The 17,607-nt window shown below is 72.6% G+C and carries 16 protein-coding genes; 10 read left to right on the top strand and 6 right to left on the bottom strand.

Annotated features, from left to right (window positions below; translation table 11 throughout):
- Both VK923_12395 and VK923_12390 read left to right on the top strand, forming a co-directional pair.
- Positions 1–372 (top strand): prolyl oligopeptidase family serine peptidase (locus VK923_12395; GenBank protein ID HSJ45475.1); only part of this gene is annotated, 372 nt, incomplete at its 5' end.
- A gap of 397 nt (positions 373–769) precedes the next feature.
- Positions 770–1,132, top strand: coding sequence for a hypothetical protein (locus tag VK923_12390; GenBank protein ID HSJ45474.1), 363 nt, complete (start codon positions 770–772; stop codon positions 1,130–1,132).
- A gap of 562 nt (positions 1,133–1,694) precedes the next feature.
- Here the strand turns inward: VK923_12390 and VK923_12385 are convergent.
- Positions 1,695–2,237 carry a YbhB/YbcL family Raf kinase inhibitor-like protein gene (locus VK923_12385; protein ID HSJ45473.1) on the bottom strand — a complete coding sequence of 181 codons (543 nt, stop codon included), beginning with the start codon at positions 2,235–2,237 and terminating at the stop codon, positions 1,695–1,697.
- Between the two features lie 1,074 nt (positions 2,238–3,311).
- Here VK923_12385 and VK923_12380 point away from each other — a divergent pair.
- Genes VK923_12380 through purQ form a run of 4 tightly spaced genes read left to right on the top strand, consistent with a single transcriptional unit; the run spans position 3,312 to position 5,889 of the window.
- Entirely contained in the window at positions 3,312–4,196 is an 885-nt protein-coding gene (locus VK923_12380) for a phosphoribosylaminoimidazolesuccinocarboxamide synthase (protein ID HSJ45472.1), read from the top strand.
- Between the two features lies 1 nt (position 4,197).
- Positions 4,198–4,440, top strand: a complete 243-nt coding sequence (purS, locus tag VK923_12375) for a phosphoribosylformylglycinamidine synthase subunit PurS (protein HSJ45471.1) — start codon at positions 4,198–4,200, stop codon at positions 4,438–4,440.
- Positions 4,441–4,444: 4 nt separating this feature from the next.
- Positions 4,445–5,203 (top strand): hypothetical protein, encoded by a 759-nt coding sequence (locus VK923_12370; protein ID HSJ45470.1) that lies wholly within the window; start codon positions 4,445–4,447, stop codon positions 5,201–5,203.
- 20 nt (positions 5,204–5,223) lie between these two features.
- Positions 5,224–5,889 (top strand): phosphoribosylformylglycinamidine synthase subunit PurQ, encoded by a 666-nt coding sequence (purQ, locus tag VK923_12365; GenBank protein HSJ45469.1) that lies wholly within the window; start codon positions 5,224–5,226, stop codon positions 5,887–5,889.
- Between the two features lie 261 nt (positions 5,890–6,150).
- Here the strand turns inward: purQ and ppk2 are convergent, their stop codons facing one another.
- Together ppk2 and VK923_12355 are read right to left on the bottom strand one after the other, a co-directional pair.
- A complete protein-coding gene (ppk2, locus tag VK923_12360; protein ID HSJ45468.1) occupies positions 6,151–6,981 on the bottom strand; it encodes a polyphosphate kinase 2 in 831 nt (276 codons plus the stop codon).
- Positions 6,982–7,066: 85 nt separating this feature from the next.
- Entirely contained in the window at positions 7,067–7,393 is a 327-nt protein-coding gene (locus VK923_12355) for a hypothetical protein (protein HSJ45467.1), read from the bottom strand.
- 359 nt (positions 7,394–7,752) lie between these two features.
- On the opposite strand from VK923_12355, the gene purL reads away from it, so the two are divergent.
- Both purL and VK923_12345 read left to right on the top strand, forming a co-directional pair.
- On the top strand, positions 7,753–10,029 hold the full coding sequence (gene purL / locus VK923_12350) for a phosphoribosylformylglycinamidine synthase subunit PurL (protein HSJ45466.1): 2,277 nt from the start codon (positions 7,753–7,755) through the stop codon (positions 10,027–10,029).
- Between the two features lie 21 nt (positions 10,030–10,050).
- Positions 10,051–10,575 (top strand): DoxX family protein, encoded by a 525-nt coding sequence (locus tag VK923_12345; protein ID HSJ45465.1) that lies wholly within the window; start codon positions 10,051–10,053, stop codon positions 10,573–10,575.
- 3 nt (positions 10,576–10,578) lie between these two features.
- Here the strand turns inward: VK923_12345 and VK923_12340 are convergent, their stop codons facing one another.
- The 3 genes from VK923_12340 to VK923_12330 all read right to left on the bottom strand — a co-directional run bounded on the left by VK923_12340 (position 10,579) and on the right by VK923_12330 (position 15,169).
- On the bottom strand, positions 10,579–13,476 hold the full coding sequence (locus VK923_12340) for a hypothetical protein (protein HSJ45464.1): 2,898 nt from the start codon (positions 13,474–13,476) through the stop codon (positions 10,579–10,581).
- A gap of 193 nt (positions 13,477–13,669) precedes the next feature.
- Positions 13,670–14,740 (bottom strand): hypothetical protein, encoded by a 1,071-nt coding sequence (locus tag VK923_12335; protein HSJ45463.1) that lies wholly within the window; start codon positions 14,738–14,740, stop codon positions 13,670–13,672.
- Between the two features lie 129 nt (positions 14,741–14,869).
- Complete coding sequence (locus VK923_12330; GenBank protein ID HSJ45462.1) at positions 14,870–15,169, bottom strand: hypothetical protein; 300 nt, start codon at positions 15,167–15,169, stop codon at positions 14,870–14,872.
- Between the two features lie 296 nt (positions 15,170–15,465).
- Between VK923_12330 and VK923_12325 the strand changes: the two genes are divergently transcribed.
- Both VK923_12325 and VK923_12320 read left to right on the top strand, forming a co-directional pair.
- Positions 15,466–16,800 carry an ATP-binding protein gene (locus VK923_12325; protein HSJ45461.1) on the top strand — a complete coding sequence of 445 codons (1,335 nt, stop codon included), beginning with the start codon at positions 15,466–15,468 and terminating at the stop codon, positions 16,798–16,800.
- Positions 16,793–17,473 (top strand): response regulator transcription factor, encoded by a 681-nt coding sequence (locus VK923_12320; GenBank protein HSJ45460.1) that lies wholly within the window; start codon positions 16,793–16,795, stop codon positions 17,471–17,473. Before VK923_12325 ends, VK923_12320 begins: the two co-directional genes overlap by 8 nt.
- Positions 17,474–17,607 lie beyond the last annotated feature (134 nt).

Here is a 17,607-nt window from a genome sequence, read left to right as displayed (position 1 = left end):
GCCAACACCGAGCCCTGGATCGCCGAGGCCGCGTACAGCAAGTACGGGCACCCGGAGCGCGACCGGGATCTGCTGCGCGCGCTGTCACCGATCCACCGCATCGACGAGCTGCAGGCGCCCCTGCTCGTGGTCCATGGTGCTCACGACACCAACGTCCCTCTGCACGAGGCCGAGCAGGTCGTGGCCGCCCTGGACGCGCGGCGCGTGCCGTGCGAGTTCCTGCTGTTCCGTGACGAGGGCCACCAGATCCGCAAGGTCATGAACCGGACGTACTTCGTCGAGACGGTCGTGGACTGGTTGACGCGTCACCTGGACCCCGGGGCGGCCAGGCCGACGTCACCGCGCGACGCGGTCGGCAGCGGCACGGGCTGACGCCGGTCGGCGTGCGGCCTCTATCCTTCGGCTGCACGCCGCGGAGCGCACGCCTGCCCGCCTTCCTCGCCGACCACCCGGTCGCGACGACACACCTGTCGCGCTGACCGGCGCGCGTGTTCGACGGCACAGGCGGGCCAGTCCGCGAGCAGGCGACCGTGATGATCGAGGACGGTCGCGTCGCGGAGGTGACCGATGACGCCGGCGCCGTCCCCGACGCCGCCCGCCTGATCGACGTTGCAGGACGCACCGTCATGCCCGGGCTGGTCGACGTGCATGCCCACCAGTCGATGATCGAGCACAGCAGCCACGCGCCGACGCCGCCCAAGCGCGCTGAACCGGTGGACGACGGGATCCGCGGCCACCTGACGTCGCGACCCTGCGCAGGTCGCTGCGCATGGGCGTCACGACGATCCGCGATGTCGGCGTCGACGGCGACGTCGTGCTGCAGGCCCGCCAGGCGATGCGGCACGGTGCGTTCACGGGGCCGCGGCTGCTGACCTGCGGGCGCATCGTGTCGCCCACCGCTCCCGGTGCGCGGTTCTTCCCGCGGATGTACCGCGAGGCCGATGGCCCCGATGCGATGCGCGGGGCCGCGCGTGAGCAGCTCCGCGCCGGTGCCGACTTCGTGAAGCGCATGACGACCGGCGCGCGGACCGTCGAGCTCGAGGATCCACCCCGTCGCAGGTCGCCCGCGACGAGCTGCACGCCCTGGTCGACGAGTCCACCGGCAGGGTTACCGCGTCGCCGCCCACTGTGAGGGCCTGGACGGCACCGATCTCGCGGTCATCGCCGGCGTCGACACCATCGAGCACGGCATATACCTCAACCAGCGGCCCGACCTGCTGGACGCCCTGGCCGACCAGGATGGGACCCCGGTGCCGACGCTGTCGTTCCTGCTCTACGTCGCCGGGGACGGTACGTGGACGCCGGAGCTGGAGGCGCAGGGCGCCACAACGTGGAGCAGTCGCGCGCCACCATCGCGGCAGCCCGGGCGCACGGGGTCCGCCTCGCGGTCGGCTCCGACTCGCCGAGGCCGACCTGGCCGCCGCGGAGCTGTGCAGCCCGGTCGATGCGGGCCTGGGCCCGGTCGAGGCACTCGTCGCAGCGCCCGCGCCGGTGCGGCGGCGCTCGGCATCGACGACGAGGTCGACACCCTGATCCCGGGCGGATCGCGGATATCGTCGTCGTCAGCGGCGACCCGTGCACAGATCCATCGCTTCTGCGGGCGCCCGACCGCATCTGGCTCGTCATGCGCAACGGCTCGCCGGTCGCTGGCGCGGCGATGGAGCGACAGCGCCATGGGCGATCGGCGCTGGGGATCAGACCTCGTAGATCGGCACGATCATCGCGCGAGCCAGCGTGTGGAAGAACAGGTTGAAGCCCAGGAAGGCCGGTGTCGCCGACGCGTCGACGTCGAGCGCATCGGTGTCGACGGCGTGCACCACGACGTAGTAGCGGTGCGGTCCGTGACCCTCGGGTGGCGCGGCTCCGACGTAGCGGTTGGCGCCGGCATCGTTGCGCAGCTGCACGGCCCCGTCGGGTAGGCCGGAGCCTTCGTCGTCGCCGGCACCACTTGGCAGTGACGTCACCGAACCCGGGATGTTGGCGACCGCCCAGTGCCAGAACCCGCTCGCGGTCGGCGCGCAGGGATCATAGACGGTCACCGCGAAGCTGCGGGTGTCCTCGGGAAAGCCCGACCACTCCAGCGGAGGTGAGACGTCTTCACCGCCCGCGCCCATGATCCCCGACACGTGGGGCGTGGGCAGCGTCTTGCCGTCCGCCACATCGGCGCTGGTGACCGTGAACGAGGGCACGTCGGGAAGGAACTCGTACGGGTTCGGGAACGCGTCGGCCTGGGACATGCGGAAGTCTCCTCACATCGTCGTGTGCCGTTGACCATTCCCGCAACGTCGCCCGGCTCACGCACCCCGGTACATCATCCGCTGATCCGGATCCTGGTGGCCACCGGCGCTGTCATCGCCTGACTGCCGGCCCGGCCGTCGCCACCGAGGCGATCGCCACCGCGATACGGCGTTTCGGCCGGAGAACACCTTCGCGGGCATCTCGAACGCCGACCACCACGGAGCCGACCGGGCGAGGTCGACGTCCGCGAGACCGCCGACCGCCACCACCGGCTGCTGCACGACGCGACGCTGGACCGGACCACCGCCTGCACCGGCGCCATCGCCAACCGCACCCACGACACCTCGACCGCTGCCGGGCGCTCGAGCGGTGGCCGCGGTACCGCCGGCGCGCCGCCAGCTTCGACGGACGGTGGAGGATCGCCTCGGTGGCGACGGCCGGCACCCGGGCGAACCGGCGCGGCAGCCCGTTGCTGCTCGACGTGAGGACAGGGCGCGCAAACCCACCGCTCACGTCCGTGGTCGCACGGTCGGACGTGACATCGACATCCGGGTCCGGACCGTCGGAGACGTCGCCCGGCTGCATATGCGCACGTCCGCCGATCTCGGCTGGTGCTGCGGATGGCCCGGGGAAGGACTCGGCGCGCTCGAGAGGTGGGACCACCCATGTGAGCATCCCCGCCGCCGATGTGTCCCCCGCACGGGTCGCCGCCGCCCATCGCCCGGCATCGCAGTGCACTGTTCAGCTGCCGGGCGCAGACCGGTGGCCGCCGGACGCCCACCGGTCGGACGGCTCCAAGCGGGACCGCGGTGACCTGGCCGGCTGCATCCGTCTCTCGGCATGGCCACTGGTGCCGACGTCGCCCGCGTCGACGAACCGAACGTCGTGTGCTGACCGACGGCGGTCGGGGGCCGCGCACGGCCGTCCCTCAGGTCCACGCGGAGCCCTGCCGAATGGCGCGGCCGGCCCGTACCGAGCCGACGATCGAGGTGCGCTGCGCCAAACCTGGGCGACCGACCGGGCACCGGCGCACGAACCATCCCCGTGGCGGCATACGCTTTCGCCCGATGGACATGATCGCGGAACTTCCAGGTGTCGCGGCACTGCCGTCCGGCAAGGTCCGTGAGCGCTACGTGGTCGACGACGACGTGCTGCTGCTCGTCGCGTCGGACCGCATCAGCGCGTACGACTGCGTGCTGCCGACCCGCATCCCCGACAAGGGTGCGGTGCTGACCGCCATGAGCGACTTCTGGTTCGGGATGCTCGACGTGCCCAACCATCGGATCACCTGCGATCCCGAACGGTTCCCGCTGTCGCTCGCACCCGTCGCCGAGCAGCTGCACGGCAGGGCGATGCTGTGCCGGATCGCGAATCCAGTGCCGATCGAGTGCGTCGTGCGCGGCTACCTGTCGGGGTCGGCGTGGGTCGAGTACCAGGCGACGAGGGGCATCAGTGACATCCGCCTGCCCGACGGCCTGGTCGAGTCGGAGCGCTTCCCCGTGCCGATCTTCACGCCGGCGACCAAGGCGGTCACCGGTCACGACGAGAACATCTCCTTCGCCGAGATGACCGGCCTGATCGGCGCGGAGCTCGCCGCCACGCTGCGGGACACGTCGCTGCACCTCTACCGCGAGGCAGCCGAGCACGCACGCTCGCGCGGCATCATCCTGGCCGACACCAAGTTCGAGTTCGGCCTGATCGGCGGGGCACCGGTGCTGATCGACGAGGTGTGCACCCCCGACTCATCGAGGTTCTGGGCGGTCGACACCTACGAACCGGGGCGGCCACAGCACTCCTACGACAAGCAGTTCGTACGCGACTGGCTCGACCAGAGCGGCTGGGACCGCACCGCACCAGGACCGGAGCTACCGTCGGACGTCGTGGCCCGCACCCGCGAGCGGTACGTGCAGGCCTACGAGACCTTGACCGGCCGTTCGTTCGACGACTGGATGGCGTGACATGGCGCGCGTGCACATCGACGTGATGCTCAAGGACGAGATCTTGGACCCGCAGGGCCAGGCGGTGCAGCGCGCGCTGCCGACCCTGGGCTACCAGGGCATCGCGGACGTGCGGGTCGGCAAACACATCGAGCTGACGATCGACGACGACGCCGACCTCGACAGCGTGATCGACGGGCTGGCCGGGGAGCTGCTGGCGAACCCGGTGATCGAGCAGTTCACCTGGCGGGTCGACGGAGCGTGAGTCGATGGGATCGATGCTGACGCCCGACCGGGCGGACCGCGCGCGGCGCAACGGCGCCCGTGACCCCTGGGCCCACGCGCCAACCAGCGAGCTCGGCGACCAGGTCCTGCCACGCTGGTTCGTGCTGACCGCCATCGCGGCCGTGGTGGCGGCCATCGTCGTGGCGGTCGCCGCCTTCGTGGCGGCCGGGCCCGCGACCGTGCCCGTCGAGGCCCGCCGTCCACGCCCGTCGGCCACGTACACGACGGCGGTCGGTGACGTGGAGTGGGGAGGGTCGACCGCGATGCCGTACGACGCGCCCTGCCCGACGCTGGACGGTGTGCGGGTGGCCGGTGCCGAGGCCGACCGGGCCCAGCTGCGACGGGGCCTCGCGGCGCTGTGCAACGCGACGCTGCCCGACGACACGCTCGCCGATGTGCGCACGTTCGCCGACGCGGGCGGGACCGTCCGCTTCGCGACGTTCGAGGCGACGGGGGTCGACTCGACCGCTACGCGCCGGGAGGACCCGCCCGAGATCCTCGTCAACACCCGGTTCCAGCGGACCGACGCATCCTGGATCGCGCCGCTGATCGTCCACGACGCCACCCTGCTGCCCCGTGACCCGGCGACGGCCGAGGCCGCGCTCGCGGCCCGCCGCGCAGAGGCGACGGTCTGCGAGCGGTTGCTGGGTGCCGGCACCGACAGCAGGGCGTGCGCGGACGCGGCGGCCATCACCGCGCTGGACGACCCGCTCGCGGCGCTGCGCGAGGCGGGCTTCCGCTGACCGTGGGCTACAGTCGGCGCATGCGGATCGGTGTGGTCGTGTTTCCCGGCTCGTGTGACGATCGCGACGCCGCCCAGGCGGTGGCCGTGATGGGCCACACACCCGTAGCGCTGTGGCACGGTGACGCGGACCTGGCCGGTGTGGACGCGGTCGTGCTGCCGGGTGGGTTCAGCTACGGCGACTACCTGCGCGCCGGCGCCATCGCCCGGTTCGCGCCCGCGGTCCAGTCGCTGATCTCGTTCGCCCGGCAGGGCGGGCCGGTCCTGGGCATCTGCAACGGCTTCCAGGTGCTGTGCGAGGCCGGCCTGCTGCCTGGCGCGCTGACGCGCAACGCCCGCCTGCGGTTCGTCCACCGGCCCCAGCACCTGCGGCTCGAGGCCGGCCCCGACCGCGGCAGAGTGGTGCACATCCCGGTCAAGCACGGCGAGGGCCGCTTCGTGCACCCGGCTCCCGACGAGCTCGCCTCGTCGGGCCAGGTGCTCGCCCGCTACTGCGAGGCCGACGGCACCCGCTCACCCGACGCGAACCCCAACGGCAGCGTCGACGACATCGCGGGTGTGACGAATGTCCGCGGCAACGTGCTCGGCCTGATGCCGCACCCCGAGCACGCCGTCGACCCGCTCCTCGGGTCGACTGACGGCCGCCTCGTGCTGGCGCACGCCTTCTCGGCGGTGCCCACGGGCTGACCTCGCGGACCCGCCGTTTGACGCCAGGCGCATGCGGCTCCATCGCCGCCATGGCGTCGGAGAGCACCAAGACCGTTGTCGTCGCGCTCGGTGCATCTCGCCCCGACCAGATCCTGTCGCGGCGCGCATCGACCTGGCCGACGGGATCTCGAGCCGCGAGACCGAGCGGGTCGCGACCGCATCGAGGAGGCGCTGAGCGACGCCGAGCCGATGGTCGTCGAGGTGTTCCTCGACCCGACGGCCCGATCCGCGATCTAGGGTCTAGTAGCGCTCGGGGACGAAGGTCTGTTCCTCCATCGGCGGACGCACGTATCCCTTCACGGGCGCGGGGCGCGGTGGTAGCTCGAACGGATCGGGCGTGAGGTCCTCATAGGGGATCTGCTCCAGCAGGTGGGCGATGCAGTTCAGGCGCGCATTGCGCTTGTCGTCCGCGTTGACCACCCACCACGGCGACTGCTTGATGTCGGTGTGAGCGAACATCTCGTCCTTCGCGATCGAGTACTCCTGCCACTTGTCGCGTGACTCGATGTCCATCGGCGACAGCTTCCAGCGCTTCGTGGGATCCTCGATGCGCGCCTGGAACCTGCGCTCCTGCTCCTCGTCGCTGACCGAGAACCAGTACTTGATCAGGATGATGCCCGACCGGATCAGCATGCGCTCGAACTGCGGGCACGACCGCATGAACTCCTCGACCTGGTCCTCGGTCGCGAAGCCCATGACCCGCTCGACGCCCGCGCGGTTGTACCAGGACCGGTCGAGCAGCACCATCTCGCCGGCCGCGGGCAGCTGCTCGACGTAGCGCTGGAAGTACCACTGGGTCTTCTCGCGGTCGCTGGGCGTCCCGAGGGCCACGACCCGCACGATGCGGGGGTTGGTGCTCGCCGTGATCCGTTTGATCACGCCGCCCTTGCCCGCCGCGTCACGCCCCTCGAAGAGCACGACCACGCGCAGGCCCTCCTGCTTGATCCATTCCTGCTGCTTGACCAGCTCGATCTGGAGGCGCCCCAGCTCCTCCTCGTAGATCGGTTTGCGGATCCGACCGCTGGATTTGTAGTCGTCGTCGGTGAGCACGCGCTCTTCGGTGGTCGTCATAGCTGATGTCCTCCGGCCGGCATCCCACTCGGATCGTGTGATCCGATGCCGCCGCAGTCAAGACCCAACCGACGCGGCGAAGCCCTCAACGACCTCCCTGGCGACGACGCGCGGTGCTCTTGCGCGCGCCCTCGCTGCGCTCGTCGTCCTCGCGGGGCGCCTGCAACCGTGCCTCGGAGGCCATCCGCCGGATCGACCGCAGGAACTCGGCGTCGCGCTGGTGCTGCCAGCCCTCCACGGCCCCGCGCGTGTCGTGGTGGCGGATGTAGTCGAGCAGCACGCGCAGCTGCTTCTCCGGGATGCTGGGTGGAGTGCCCCACGTCGCCGCGGCCATCTCGAGCAGGCGCAGGTCGTGGGCCACCGTCGGCTCCGCGTCGGCGGTGATCTCACCGGTCCGCGCCAGCCTCGTCACGGGGTGGTCGTCACGGCCGGCGTCCTGCCAGCACTCGGCCAGGTCGCGTGCATGGGCGTGTGAGATGACCGTCCGCGCCGAAGCATGCTGCGCGCCGCTCAACCGTCTGCCGTTCGTCTGCCGTTCTCGGTGGGTCCGGGATCGCCAACACCGGCCGGAGCCCACCGGACAGGCGGACAACGTCGGCCGGCACGTCACAGCGTGGCCGCCACCGCGCACAGGAGCAACCTGGCGACCTGTCCCATCAGCCGCTTGACACGGCGGCCCACCGTCCCACGGCATCCCACGATGGCAGACTGCACGGCGACGCCGAGAAGGAGACCGCAGGTGCCGTGTCGGGCGACCCATCGCATCGCTCCATGAGTTCAGCACACATCGAGCCGGCAGGCAGGCCACGCGAGCTCGCGGCCGAGCTGGGCCTGAGCGGTGAGGAGTACGACCGCATCGAGGCGACGCTGGGCCGGGTTCCCTCGACCGCCGAGCTCGGCACGTTCTCGGTGATGTGGAGCGAGCACTGCTCCTACAAGTCGTCGCGTGTGCACCTGCGGCGCCTGCCGACCACCGGCGACCATCTGCTGGCCGGCCCTGGAGACAACGCAGGCGTGGTCGACGTCGGTGGCGGCCGCGCCGTGGCGTTCAAGATCGAGAGTCACAACCACCCGAGCTTCGTCGAGCCGTTCCAGGGCGCCGCGACCGGCGTCGGCGGCATCGTGCGCGACATCCTGACCATGGGGGCGCGCCCGATCGCGCTGCTCGATCCGCTGCGGTTCGGCGACCCGGCGTCGGACCGCACCCGCTGGCTGGTGGACGGCGTGGTGCGCGGGATCGGCCACTACGGCAACTCGATCGGCGTGCCAATCGTCGGTGGCGAGGTCGCCTTCGACCCCTGCTACCAGGGCAACCCGCTGGTCAACGTGTTGTGCGTCGGCGTGCTGCCCGCCCACGGCGTGCAGCGCGCGCGGGCCGAGCACGTGGGCGACGTCGCCGTGCTGATCGGCCAGCGGACCGGACGCGACGGCATCGGTGGGGCCAGCGTGCTGGCGTCCGCCGACTTCAGCTCGGCCGGCGACGACGCGAAGCGCCCGAACGTGCAGGTGGGTGACCCGTTCGCGGGCAACACGCTGATCGAGTGCTGCCTGGAGCTGTACGCCCGCGACCTGGTGCACGGGATCCAGGACATGGGCGCGGCCGGCATCGTGTGCTCGTCGGCCGAGATGGCCGCCGCGGCGGGGCTGGGCATGCGCGTCGACCTGGACCGTGTGCCCCTGCGGGAGCCGTCGATGCAGGCCTGGGAGATCCTGTGCTCCGAGTCGCAGGAGCGCATGCTCGCGCTGGTCGGACCCGACCACGTCGACGAGGTCGTGGCCGCGTGCGCCCGGTGGGGCGTCGACGCCACACCGATCGGCGCGGTGACCGATGACGACCGCCTGGTCTTCGAGCGTGGCGGCGTCGTGGTCCACGATGCGCCGGCGCGCGCGTTGGCCGACGAGGCCCCGCTCTACCAGCGGCCGGTCGCGCCGTGGGTGCACCCGGCGGCAGAGGAGGACGTCGACGCGTCGGCCCCACCCGGCGACCTCCGCGCCGCTGCGATCGCCGTGCTGACAAGCCCGAGCATAGCCCCACCAACCTGGATCACGCAGCAGTACGACAGCATCGTCGGGTCCGGCTCCTTCCACGGCTGCGGCGCGAGTGCCGCCGTCCTGCGGCTGCCCCCCGCCGACGGATGGGGCGCGCTGCCGTCGGACGTGCGCGGCGTCGCGGTCGCCACCGACGGCAACGGGCGGTGGTGCACGCTGGATCCCCAGCTCGGCGCCCGGCTCGTCGTCGCCGAGGCCGCCCGCAACGTCGCCTGCACCGGCGCGCGGCCCGTCGCGGCGACCAACTGCCTGAACTTCGGCTCGCCCGAACGACCCGAGGTCATGGGCGCGTTCTCCGCGACGGTCGACGGCATGTCGGCCGCGTGCCTCGCGCTCGGCACGCCGATCAGCGGTGGCAACGTCAGCTTCTACAACGCGACCGACGGCCAGTCGATCCACCCCACCCCCGTGGTCGGGGTGCTCGGCGTCATCGACGACGTCACCACCGCCGTGCCGGTCGCCCCTCCGCACCCCGACGTGGCGCTGTGCGTCGTGGGCGCCGACCAACGACCGGGGCTCGGCGGGTCCGAATACCTCTGGGCCACCGCGGGACGCATCGCCGGGCGGCCGCCGGCGATCGACCTCGACGAGGAGCGCCGCCTCCAGGACATGCTGGGGTCCGCGGCCCGAGACGGCTTGCTGCGCAGCGCGCACGACGTGGCGACCGGTGGCCTGCTGACCACGCTCGTCGAGGTCTGCGGCGACCGGTGGGGCGCCGACGTCGACCTCGACGGCACGCTGCCGGTGCACCAGTGGCTGTTCAGCGAGGCACCCAGCCGCGTCGTCGTGACGGTCGAGATGGCCAGGCTCGACGAGCTCGCGCGCGCGTGCACCGAGGCAGCGCTGACCTGCCGACGGCTGGGCGTCGTCACCGACGACCGCACGCTGCGCGTGGGCGAAGCGCTGCGGCTCGACCTGGACGTGCTGGCGGCTGCGCGCGCGCAGGTGTTCACCGACCTGTTCGAGGCGGCCGACGCGCCCGCCGCGGCCGCGCGCTGACTGGGCCGCACGATGGACGCAATGGATCCCGGGTCGGCGCTGGCGGCCGTCGACGTCGGACTGCTGCTGCTCCGGCTCGCCGTCGGGGTCACGTTCTCGCTGCACGGGTTCCAGAAGTTGTTCGGGTGGTTCGGCGGCGGTGGGCTGGACGGCACGGCCCGCTGGTTCCGGTCCCTGGGCTTCGGCGACGGCCGTGCCGCGGCGGTCATGGCGGGCTCGTGCGAGGTGTGTGGGGGGCTCGGCCTCGCCGCCGGGCTGCTCACCCCGCTGGCGGCCGCGGCGATGATCGGCGCGATGACCACCGCCGCGTTCGTCAACAACGCCGAGGGCGGGTTCTGGTCGGTGGCCAAGGGCTGGGAGCTCAACGGCTACCTGATCGCCGTCGCGTGGACGGTCGCCACCACGGGGCCTGGCAGGCTGTCGCTCGACGCGGTGCTCGACCTTGGCGGGCTGTCGGGCGCGGTCCCGGGAGTGCTGGCACTGCTCGCCGGCATCGGACTCGGCTACGCGCGGTGGGCGACCCGTCGACCGCCCGGCGACGCGTGAGCGTCACCGCATCGCCACGAGGCGGCGGCGCGCCGCGGCGAGGCGGCGACGTTGCGCCTCGTAGCTGATCGACAGCCACAGCAGGAGCGCACCTCCGGCGGCCAGCAGCACCCACCGCGGCAGCACCTCGCTGACCACGGTGTGCTGGCTCAACGCCGCCGCTACGGACACAGTCACGCCGATCACGAGGGGTGACTGCAGCGCCCACATCCTGCCGGCGACGACGAGCACCGAACCGAGGACGACGGCGGCGGCCAGCCGCGCGAGGTCGCCCGGGTCCTCGATGAGCTGCAGGACCGTCGGCAGCGTCAGGAGGCTGAGGCCCGGTCCGAGGATCGGCCACGACGAGGCATCCGGCTGCCCGCGCAGGCGCACCGTCGCGAGCCCGACGAGCAGCACGGCCGGCGGCGCGGTGTAGGCCTCCACGGTGTACACGCCCGCGTCTGCCAGGATCGACCAGGACGACGCCGACGCCGCCGCCGACGCGATCCACTGCATCCACCGCCTGTCCGGCCGCCAGACGGCGACGGCCGCTGCCGCGGTCGCGAGCACGGCAAAGGCCATGCCGAGCCAGATCCAACCACGGTCACCGGCGAGCAGCACGCCGACCGCGAAGGCGATCGTGGCGGTCACCTCGACGGCGCCGGCGTGGTGGCGATGGAGACGCACGGCGGCAGCGACGAGCCAGCCGACCGCCGCGGCAGCCACGATCGCGATCGCGACGGGCCCCGGATCACGGTTGGAGGTCGCGGCCGCAACCGTCGCGGCGAGGCCGATGACGTCCGCGGTGAGCAGCGCGGCGATCGTCGTCGCGGCATGCGGGGCACGCCCCGGGAGGGCGACGGCCGTGACCGCCACCATGGCGGCCAGCGTGGCCATCGTCACCCAGGGCGCGGTCAGCGCCGCGATGACCGTGACGACCGTCGCCACGGCGGCCAGCGCGAGTGGCCCCGGGTGCTCGGGGATCGCACGGATGCCCGCGACCCCGCCTGCGACCAGCACGAGCCCTGCGACGGCGGCGCCGCCCTCCGGCCACACCGCGCCACCCACGGCGAGCAGCACCGGGCCGCCGACCGCCGCCAGCACCACGGCGGCGACGCCGGTGCGCGAGACCATCATTGCGAGCCAGACGGCGATCGCGCACACGGTGGCTGCCGACGCCAGGGCTGCGGCGTCCGGCGCCGGCACCGCGACCGTCGTGGGAGTCGCCGGCCACGGTGTCGCGAACCGCGCTTCGAGGACGGCGCCGATCCACTCGACGATGGTGATGATGAGCGCCGCCGCGGCGACCCCGATCGGGGCCAGCCCGACCAGGGCACCGCGCCGCTCGGCCGGGCTGGTACGCCGCCACACCAGCAGGCCCCCGATCACCAGCGACACCACCAGCGGCAGCTGTGGCCACGCCGCCACCCGTTCCCAGAGCAGCCCCGCCGCGCCGACGGTGGCGGCGAACGACAACGCACCCGCGGCCACCGGCCGAGACGTCAGGACCGGACGGACAGCCACCGCGACGAGCACGGCGAGCACCACGACGTGTGCAGCGAATGCCGGCAGCTCGCCGCTGTCGGAGGGTGTGAGCACGCCGGCCCCGACGCTTGCGGCGACGACCGCCACCAACCACGCCGTCCCTGCACCCCAGATGAGGACCGGCCGCGCGGGTTCGACCGCGACCGCGAGCCCGGCGGCGGCCGCCGCGACGATCACCACCGACGCGAGCCGCGCCAGGTCCGGCTGATCGGTCGTCGTCCCCTCCAGCACCGCGAGCGTCCACGCAGCCGTCTGTGCGACCGGGACCAACGCCGCGACCATCACCAGCGTCATGCCAACCAGCGCGCTCACACGTTGCGACACCGTCCGACAGGGCCTGAGCGCCACGGCACCCAGGGTCAGTGCGACCACGACGGCCATGTCCGGCCACACGTCGAGCCGGTTCGACAGCGCCCCAGCCACGCCCAACGTCGCCGCGAACCACATCCCGGACGTGCCGACGGCGGGCCACGACGAGGCCAGGGGGCCGGTGATGCGGCGCGCCACGGCGGCCAGCACGACCGTCGCAACCACCACGACGACGCCGATGCCGAACGGGACCAGGTCCGACGGCGTGCCCGGTGCCAGGGAGACGAGGATCACCGGCACACCGACCGCGGTCCCCAGCCACAGGACGCCCGCACCGATCAGCGTCGCGACGCGCCACCGCGGCAGAGCCGGGAGGAAGCGCACGGCGTAGCCGCCGGCTACCAGCGCCGCGACGAGGTCCACGGCCAGCAGCACGAGCAGGTCGACCTCGTCGACGCCGACCGCCGCGTACGGGTCGGTCAGCCATACGCCGGCCGCGTGCACGGCGGTACCCATGAGCCACGCCGAGAGCACGAGGGGCGACCTCACCCCTGTGGTCCTGGCCAGTACGTGGGAGGCGGCGGCGAGCACCGCGGTCGACACCGTGAGCGCTGCCACGTCGGGACCCAGGACGTTGAGCAGGCCGCCGGCCCAGAGCCCGTTGCACAGCACAGCGAGCATGACGATCGTCAGGACACCAGTCGCCTCGGCCGTGCGCGGCAGGCCACGCCGCACGAGCGTGGCCGTCAGCCGGCCGCTGCCCACTGCCGCCGCCAGCAGGACCGCGGCCCTGGTCAGCATCGACAGGTCACGCCAGGTCACCGCCGTGAACACGATGGCCGCGATCGCCAGCAGCAGTACGCCGGAGGTTGCGAGCAGGGTCTGCGGTCCGGCCATCGCGAGCCAGCGGCCGACGGGACCGGCGTCCCGCGTGCTGGGCGGTGTCGGTGTCGTGTCGGGTGGAGGAGGCGCCGGGGGTGGGCCGGCCGGGATGACCGGTGTCGCCGCGGCCTCACGACGCAGCTGGGCCAGCAGCTCGGTGCGCTCAGCGGCCAGGGTCGCCATGCGCTGGTCGATCTCGAGTAGCCGGCGGCCGGTGGCGCTACCGACAGGCACGGCGCACGACGCACACCGTGCGGGCAGCTCGGCGCCGAGCTCAAGGCCACACGATGGGCACCGGGGCACCGGCGGTCGGCCTGGTTGATGTGAGCTGGTCATGGCATGCTCCCAGTCGACGGTGATGGGACGACGAGCCGGTTCACGGGCGGCCCCCACCCGTCAGGCCGCCGCGGTGGGCCGTCGCGGCGTCGATGCGACTGACGTAGCGGAACTTGAGCCCACTGACGTCGTCGAACGGCCCGGCGCCCGCCGGGAACACCCGCAGCTCGGGTTGGTTGTCGTCCGGCGCCACCCGGCAGGCGTTCGCGACGTCACCGTTGCGCGCGGCGAGCCTGACGGTCAGCCGCACCGTCAGATCGGCCACGTGGAGCACCGCCGGGTCACGGCCGGGCTGCAGCTCGACCGCGTAGAGCAGGTGGCCGACCGCGTCGTCGTCCTCCCAGCTGATCAGTCGGAACTCACGCATGCGGTCGGCCAGCGCGGGCTCGGCGTACAGCGCGTCGCGCAGCTCGTCGGGCGTGACGATCGCACCGTAGAAGTCGACGGAGGCGTCGGAGCGGCCGTAGTGGAACAGCACCGGCAGGTCGAGCGGCCGGTCGGCCAACGGGTGCGCCGCGACGTGGTGGCGCAGCAGGCGCGTCAACGCCGGCATGCGAACCACGTGGCCGACGTCGTGGCTGTTGTACCCGATGCGCGGCGACAGGTTGGCGGCGCGGCACACGGTCACGATCAGCTCGCCGGCCGCGTTCGTCTCGATGACGTTGTCCAGCGGGTTGTACTGGAAGACCATCGGCAGCGGCGCATCGGGATGCTCCAGCAGCGCCGTGCGCAGCGCACCGCTGTCCGCGGGCTCCCGGCGCAGGGCGATCGTGAAGTCGCTCTCGGCGGCGAGGTTGATCTCGAGGTCGGAGGCCCGGTACGACCCCTTCACCTGCCGGTAGGAGCGCAATAGGTGGGTGCGCATGTTCTCGCTGAGCCCCTCGCCACCGAACCCCGCCGTCACGTCGTAGGCGAAACTCCTGCGCAGGAGGCGCGCCGTCGCACGTCGCTCGGCCGGGCCCCGCACCCTGCTGGTCGGGGTGCCGCTGCTGCCCGACGACTCGTCGAAGACCACGCCCCTGCGGGGCAGGTGGCCGTGGTGGCACAGCTGCTCGAGGCGGCGCCCGACGACGTAGGTCGCCTTGTCGGTTTCGGGCAGCTCCGTGAACAACTCGACCCGATCCGGCCGACGCCGCCAGCAGTACCACCACGAGCCTGCCGCCGAGGCGGTCGTAGGCGGCCACCAGGGCCGGCACGGAGGCGATGAGCAGCAGGTAGACGGCCAGGAACCACAACGGGATCAGCGCATTGCACGCCCCAGCACCACCAGCGAGCGATCGACGCCGGCCGCGGACGCCAGCGTCGCGAGCACCACCCACGTCCAGACCACCACGGTCGTCGGCCGCAGCAACCATGCCGCGCGCCGTGCGACCCACGCCGCCCAGGTGCCTCCGGCGTCCCGCGTCGGACGCCACGAGCGCGCGTTGACCACGCCGCCGGCGAGGAGGAACAGTGGCATCACCTGGAGGATCCACGTGACCCACCGCGTTCCAGGTGCGGCGTCGGGCACCGTGGTGACCCGGGGCTGGCCGTCGTGCATCCATACAACCGCCAGGAGCCAGTGGGCCCAACACGACGGTCAGCGCCAGGCCGCGCAGCAGGTCGAGGTAGCGGTCGCGGTCGCCAGGTGTCGCGGCCGCCACCAGCGGGTGACGCGAGCACTGCACGCATGTCGGTTCCTCTCGTCCTCGTCTGCACCAGGACCATCGGCGATCAGCACACGCGGCGGCACCGGGGACCGACCCGTTCCGCGGCGCTGGCGCTACCCGTCCGACGTGGGTGCGTCCGGCACCGCCGGGGTGAGTAGGATCGGCAACCCGCCGCAGGAGGAGCGTGGTGAGCCCGGCTGTGAGACAGCGCCCGGCGCAGGTGGCGGCCGGTCGCATTGCCGACCCCGTCGCCGCGACGGGCGTGCCGGTGCTGGTCCGTGGCGTGCTCGTCATCCGCTGGGCGGTGCTGGCGTGGATGACGGTGGTGATCGCCAGCGCGGTCGTGGCCGGTCGGGACAGCGGTGTGGCGGCGGCCATCGCCGCGCTCTGCGTGGCGACGTCCTGGGTGACCTGGCTCACGGTGGCCGGGCGGTCGCGATCCGTCGGCACGACGCGGGCGGGTGCCAGCGAGCCGGCGAGCGGGGACACCAACAGGGAAACCACCCGCGGGCCGGTGCGCGGGGACACCGTCGTGCTCGTCGTCGACCTCGTGGTGGCGGGCATTCTGGTCGTCGTCGGAACACGCGAGCCCTGGTTCGCGACGGTGTATCCGGTGACCGCAGCGCTCGCGTGGGGTGCGGCGCGCGGCACGCGGCGCGGGATCCTGGCCGGTGGCTCACTCGGCCTGGTGTCGATCGTGGCGTGGCTGCTGTCCGACGGCACCCCGGCGGCGCAGGCCCCGGTGATCGCTCTGCTGCGCGACCCCGTCAACTTCGTCCTCGCCGGCGGTGTGCTCGGGTTCGTCGCCGACCTGCTCGAGCGATCCGCGGCGCAGGTGCGTGCCGCACAGGCCGAGCAGGTGCGGGCCACCGAGCAGGCCGCTCGTGCCACCGAGCGCGAGTCGATGGGCCGCCACATCCACGACTCGGTGCTGCAGGCCCTCGCGCTCGTGCACAAGCGTGGACGTGAGCTCGCCGAGCGTCCTCAGGTCCCCGGCGCCGAGGTCGGGCGGCTGGCGGAGCTCGCGGCGGCACAGGAGCGGGCGATGCGGGCGATGATCGTGCGGCCGCCCCACGACTCGCCGGCCGCGGTACCCACCGCCGCTCTGCGCGACCAGCTCGAGGCGGCCGCCGCGGTGGTGGCTGCCGAGGTCGACGTGTCGGTCACCTCGGTGGGCGACATCCCGCTACCCACACGCCACGTCCGCGAGCTCGCGGCCGCCGTGGAGCAGGCGCTTGCCAACGTGGTGCAGCACGCCGAGGCCAGGCACGCGTGGGTGTTCGCGGAGGTCGACGCGGACTGCGTCGTCGTCAGCGTCCGCGACGATGGTCGCGGGTTCACGTTCGACGAGGACGCGCTGCGGGCGGCGCACAATTTCGGCCTGCTCCGCAGCATCCGCGGCCGGATCGACGATCTCGGCGGCACGGTCCAGATCGACACCGCACCCGGGCGCGGGACGGAGCTCGAGCTCCGCGTGCCGGCGCCGACGGGTGATGGGCAGGAGCATGGAACCAGTGGATGATGGTACGGCCACACGGACAGCGCCACCCCTCAAGGTGGTCGTCGTCGACGACCACCCCATGTGGCGCGACGGCGTGCGCGCCGATCTCGAGGCCGACGGACGCGCGCGGGTCGTCGGCGAGGCCGCCGATGCGGCGGCGGCGATCGAGGTCACGGCGCGCGAGCGCCCCGACCTCGTCCTGCTCGACCTCAACATGCCGGGCCTGCCGGGCACGGTCGCGATCCGCCGGATCGCCGAGACGCTGCCCACCATCCGGATGCTGGTGCTTTCGGCGTCCGCCGCGGAGCCCGACGTGCTCGAGGCGGTCAAGGCCGGCGCCAGCGGCTACCTGCTCAAGAGCGCGACCGGAACGGAGCTCGTCGAGGCAGTCCACCGGGTCGCCGCCGGTGAGCCGGTGTTCTCGCCGTCGCTGGCAGCGCTGGTCCTGGGCGAGTTCCGCCGCGTCGCCGCCGGGGGTGGAGACCGGGCCCAGGATCTGACCGACCGCGAGACGGAGGTGCTGCGGCTGGTCGCCAAGGGCTACACGTACGCCGAGATCGCCGACCGGTTGGTCATCAGCGTGCGCACGGTCCAGAACCACGTGCAGAACATCCTGGGCAAGCTGCAGCTGCGCGGCCGGTATGAGCTGATGCGCTGCGCGATCCGCCGTGGTCTGGACCGCGACGACGACTGACAAATCGGCCGTCGTGGCAACATCGTGGCAACATCCGCTCCAGGCAAGGCCTCGAGGTCCGGGCCGTGGCAACATCCTGGTGGCCGTGGCACATCCGGCAGGCCAATCCCCGCGCGGTTACTCCTCGACTTCCT

Source organism: Euzebyales bacterium (genome assembly GCA_035461305.1).
In the GTDB taxonomy this organism is placed as follows: Bacteria; Actinomycetota; Nitriliruptoria; order Euzebyales; family JAHELV01; genus JAHELV01.
Note: the sequence above shows the minus strand (reverse complement) of the source record. Positions and strands in the feature narration are given on the sequence as shown.

Excerpts from the sequence above, each read along its gene's own strand:
- VK923_12390 (HSJ45474.1), top strand. The coding sequence starts at position 770 with ATGGGCGTCACGACGATCCGCGATGTCGGCGTCGACGGCGACGTCGTG.
- VK923_12385 (HSJ45473.1), bottom strand. The coding sequence starts at position 2,237 with ATGTCCCAGGCCGACGCGTTCCCGAACCCGTACGAGTTCCTTCCCGAC.
- VK923_12380 (HSJ45472.1), top strand. The coding sequence starts at position 3,312 with ATGATCGCGGAACTTCCAGGTGTCGCGGCACTGCCGTCCGGCAAGGTC.
- purS (HSJ45471.1), top strand. The coding sequence starts at position 4,198 with ATGGCGCGCGTGCACATCGACGTGATGCTCAAGGACGAGATCTTGGAC.
- VK923_12370 (HSJ45470.1), top strand. The coding sequence starts at position 4,445 with ATGGGATCGATGCTGACGCCCGACCGGGCGGACCGCGCGCGGCGCAAC.
- purQ (HSJ45469.1), top strand. The coding sequence starts at position 5,224 with ATGCGGATCGGTGTGGTCGTGTTTCCCGGCTCGTGTGACGATCGCGAC.
- ppk2 (HSJ45468.1), bottom strand. The coding sequence starts at position 6,981 with ATGACGACCACCGAAGAGCGCGTGCTCACCGACGACGACTACAAATCC.
- purL (HSJ45466.1), top strand. The coding sequence starts at position 7,753 with ATGAGTTCAGCACACATCGAGCCGGCAGGCAGGCCACGCGAGCTCGCG.
- VK923_12345 (HSJ45465.1), top strand. The coding sequence starts at position 10,051 with ATGGATCCCGGGTCGGCGCTGGCGGCCGTCGACGTCGGACTGCTGCTG.
- VK923_12340 (HSJ45464.1), bottom strand. The coding sequence starts at position 13,476 with ATGGCGACCCTGGCCGCTGAGCGCACCGAGCTGCTGGCCCAGCTGCGT.
- VK923_12330 (HSJ45462.1), bottom strand. The coding sequence starts at position 15,169 with ATGCACGACGGCCAGCCCCGGGTCACCACGGTGCCCGACGCCGCACCT.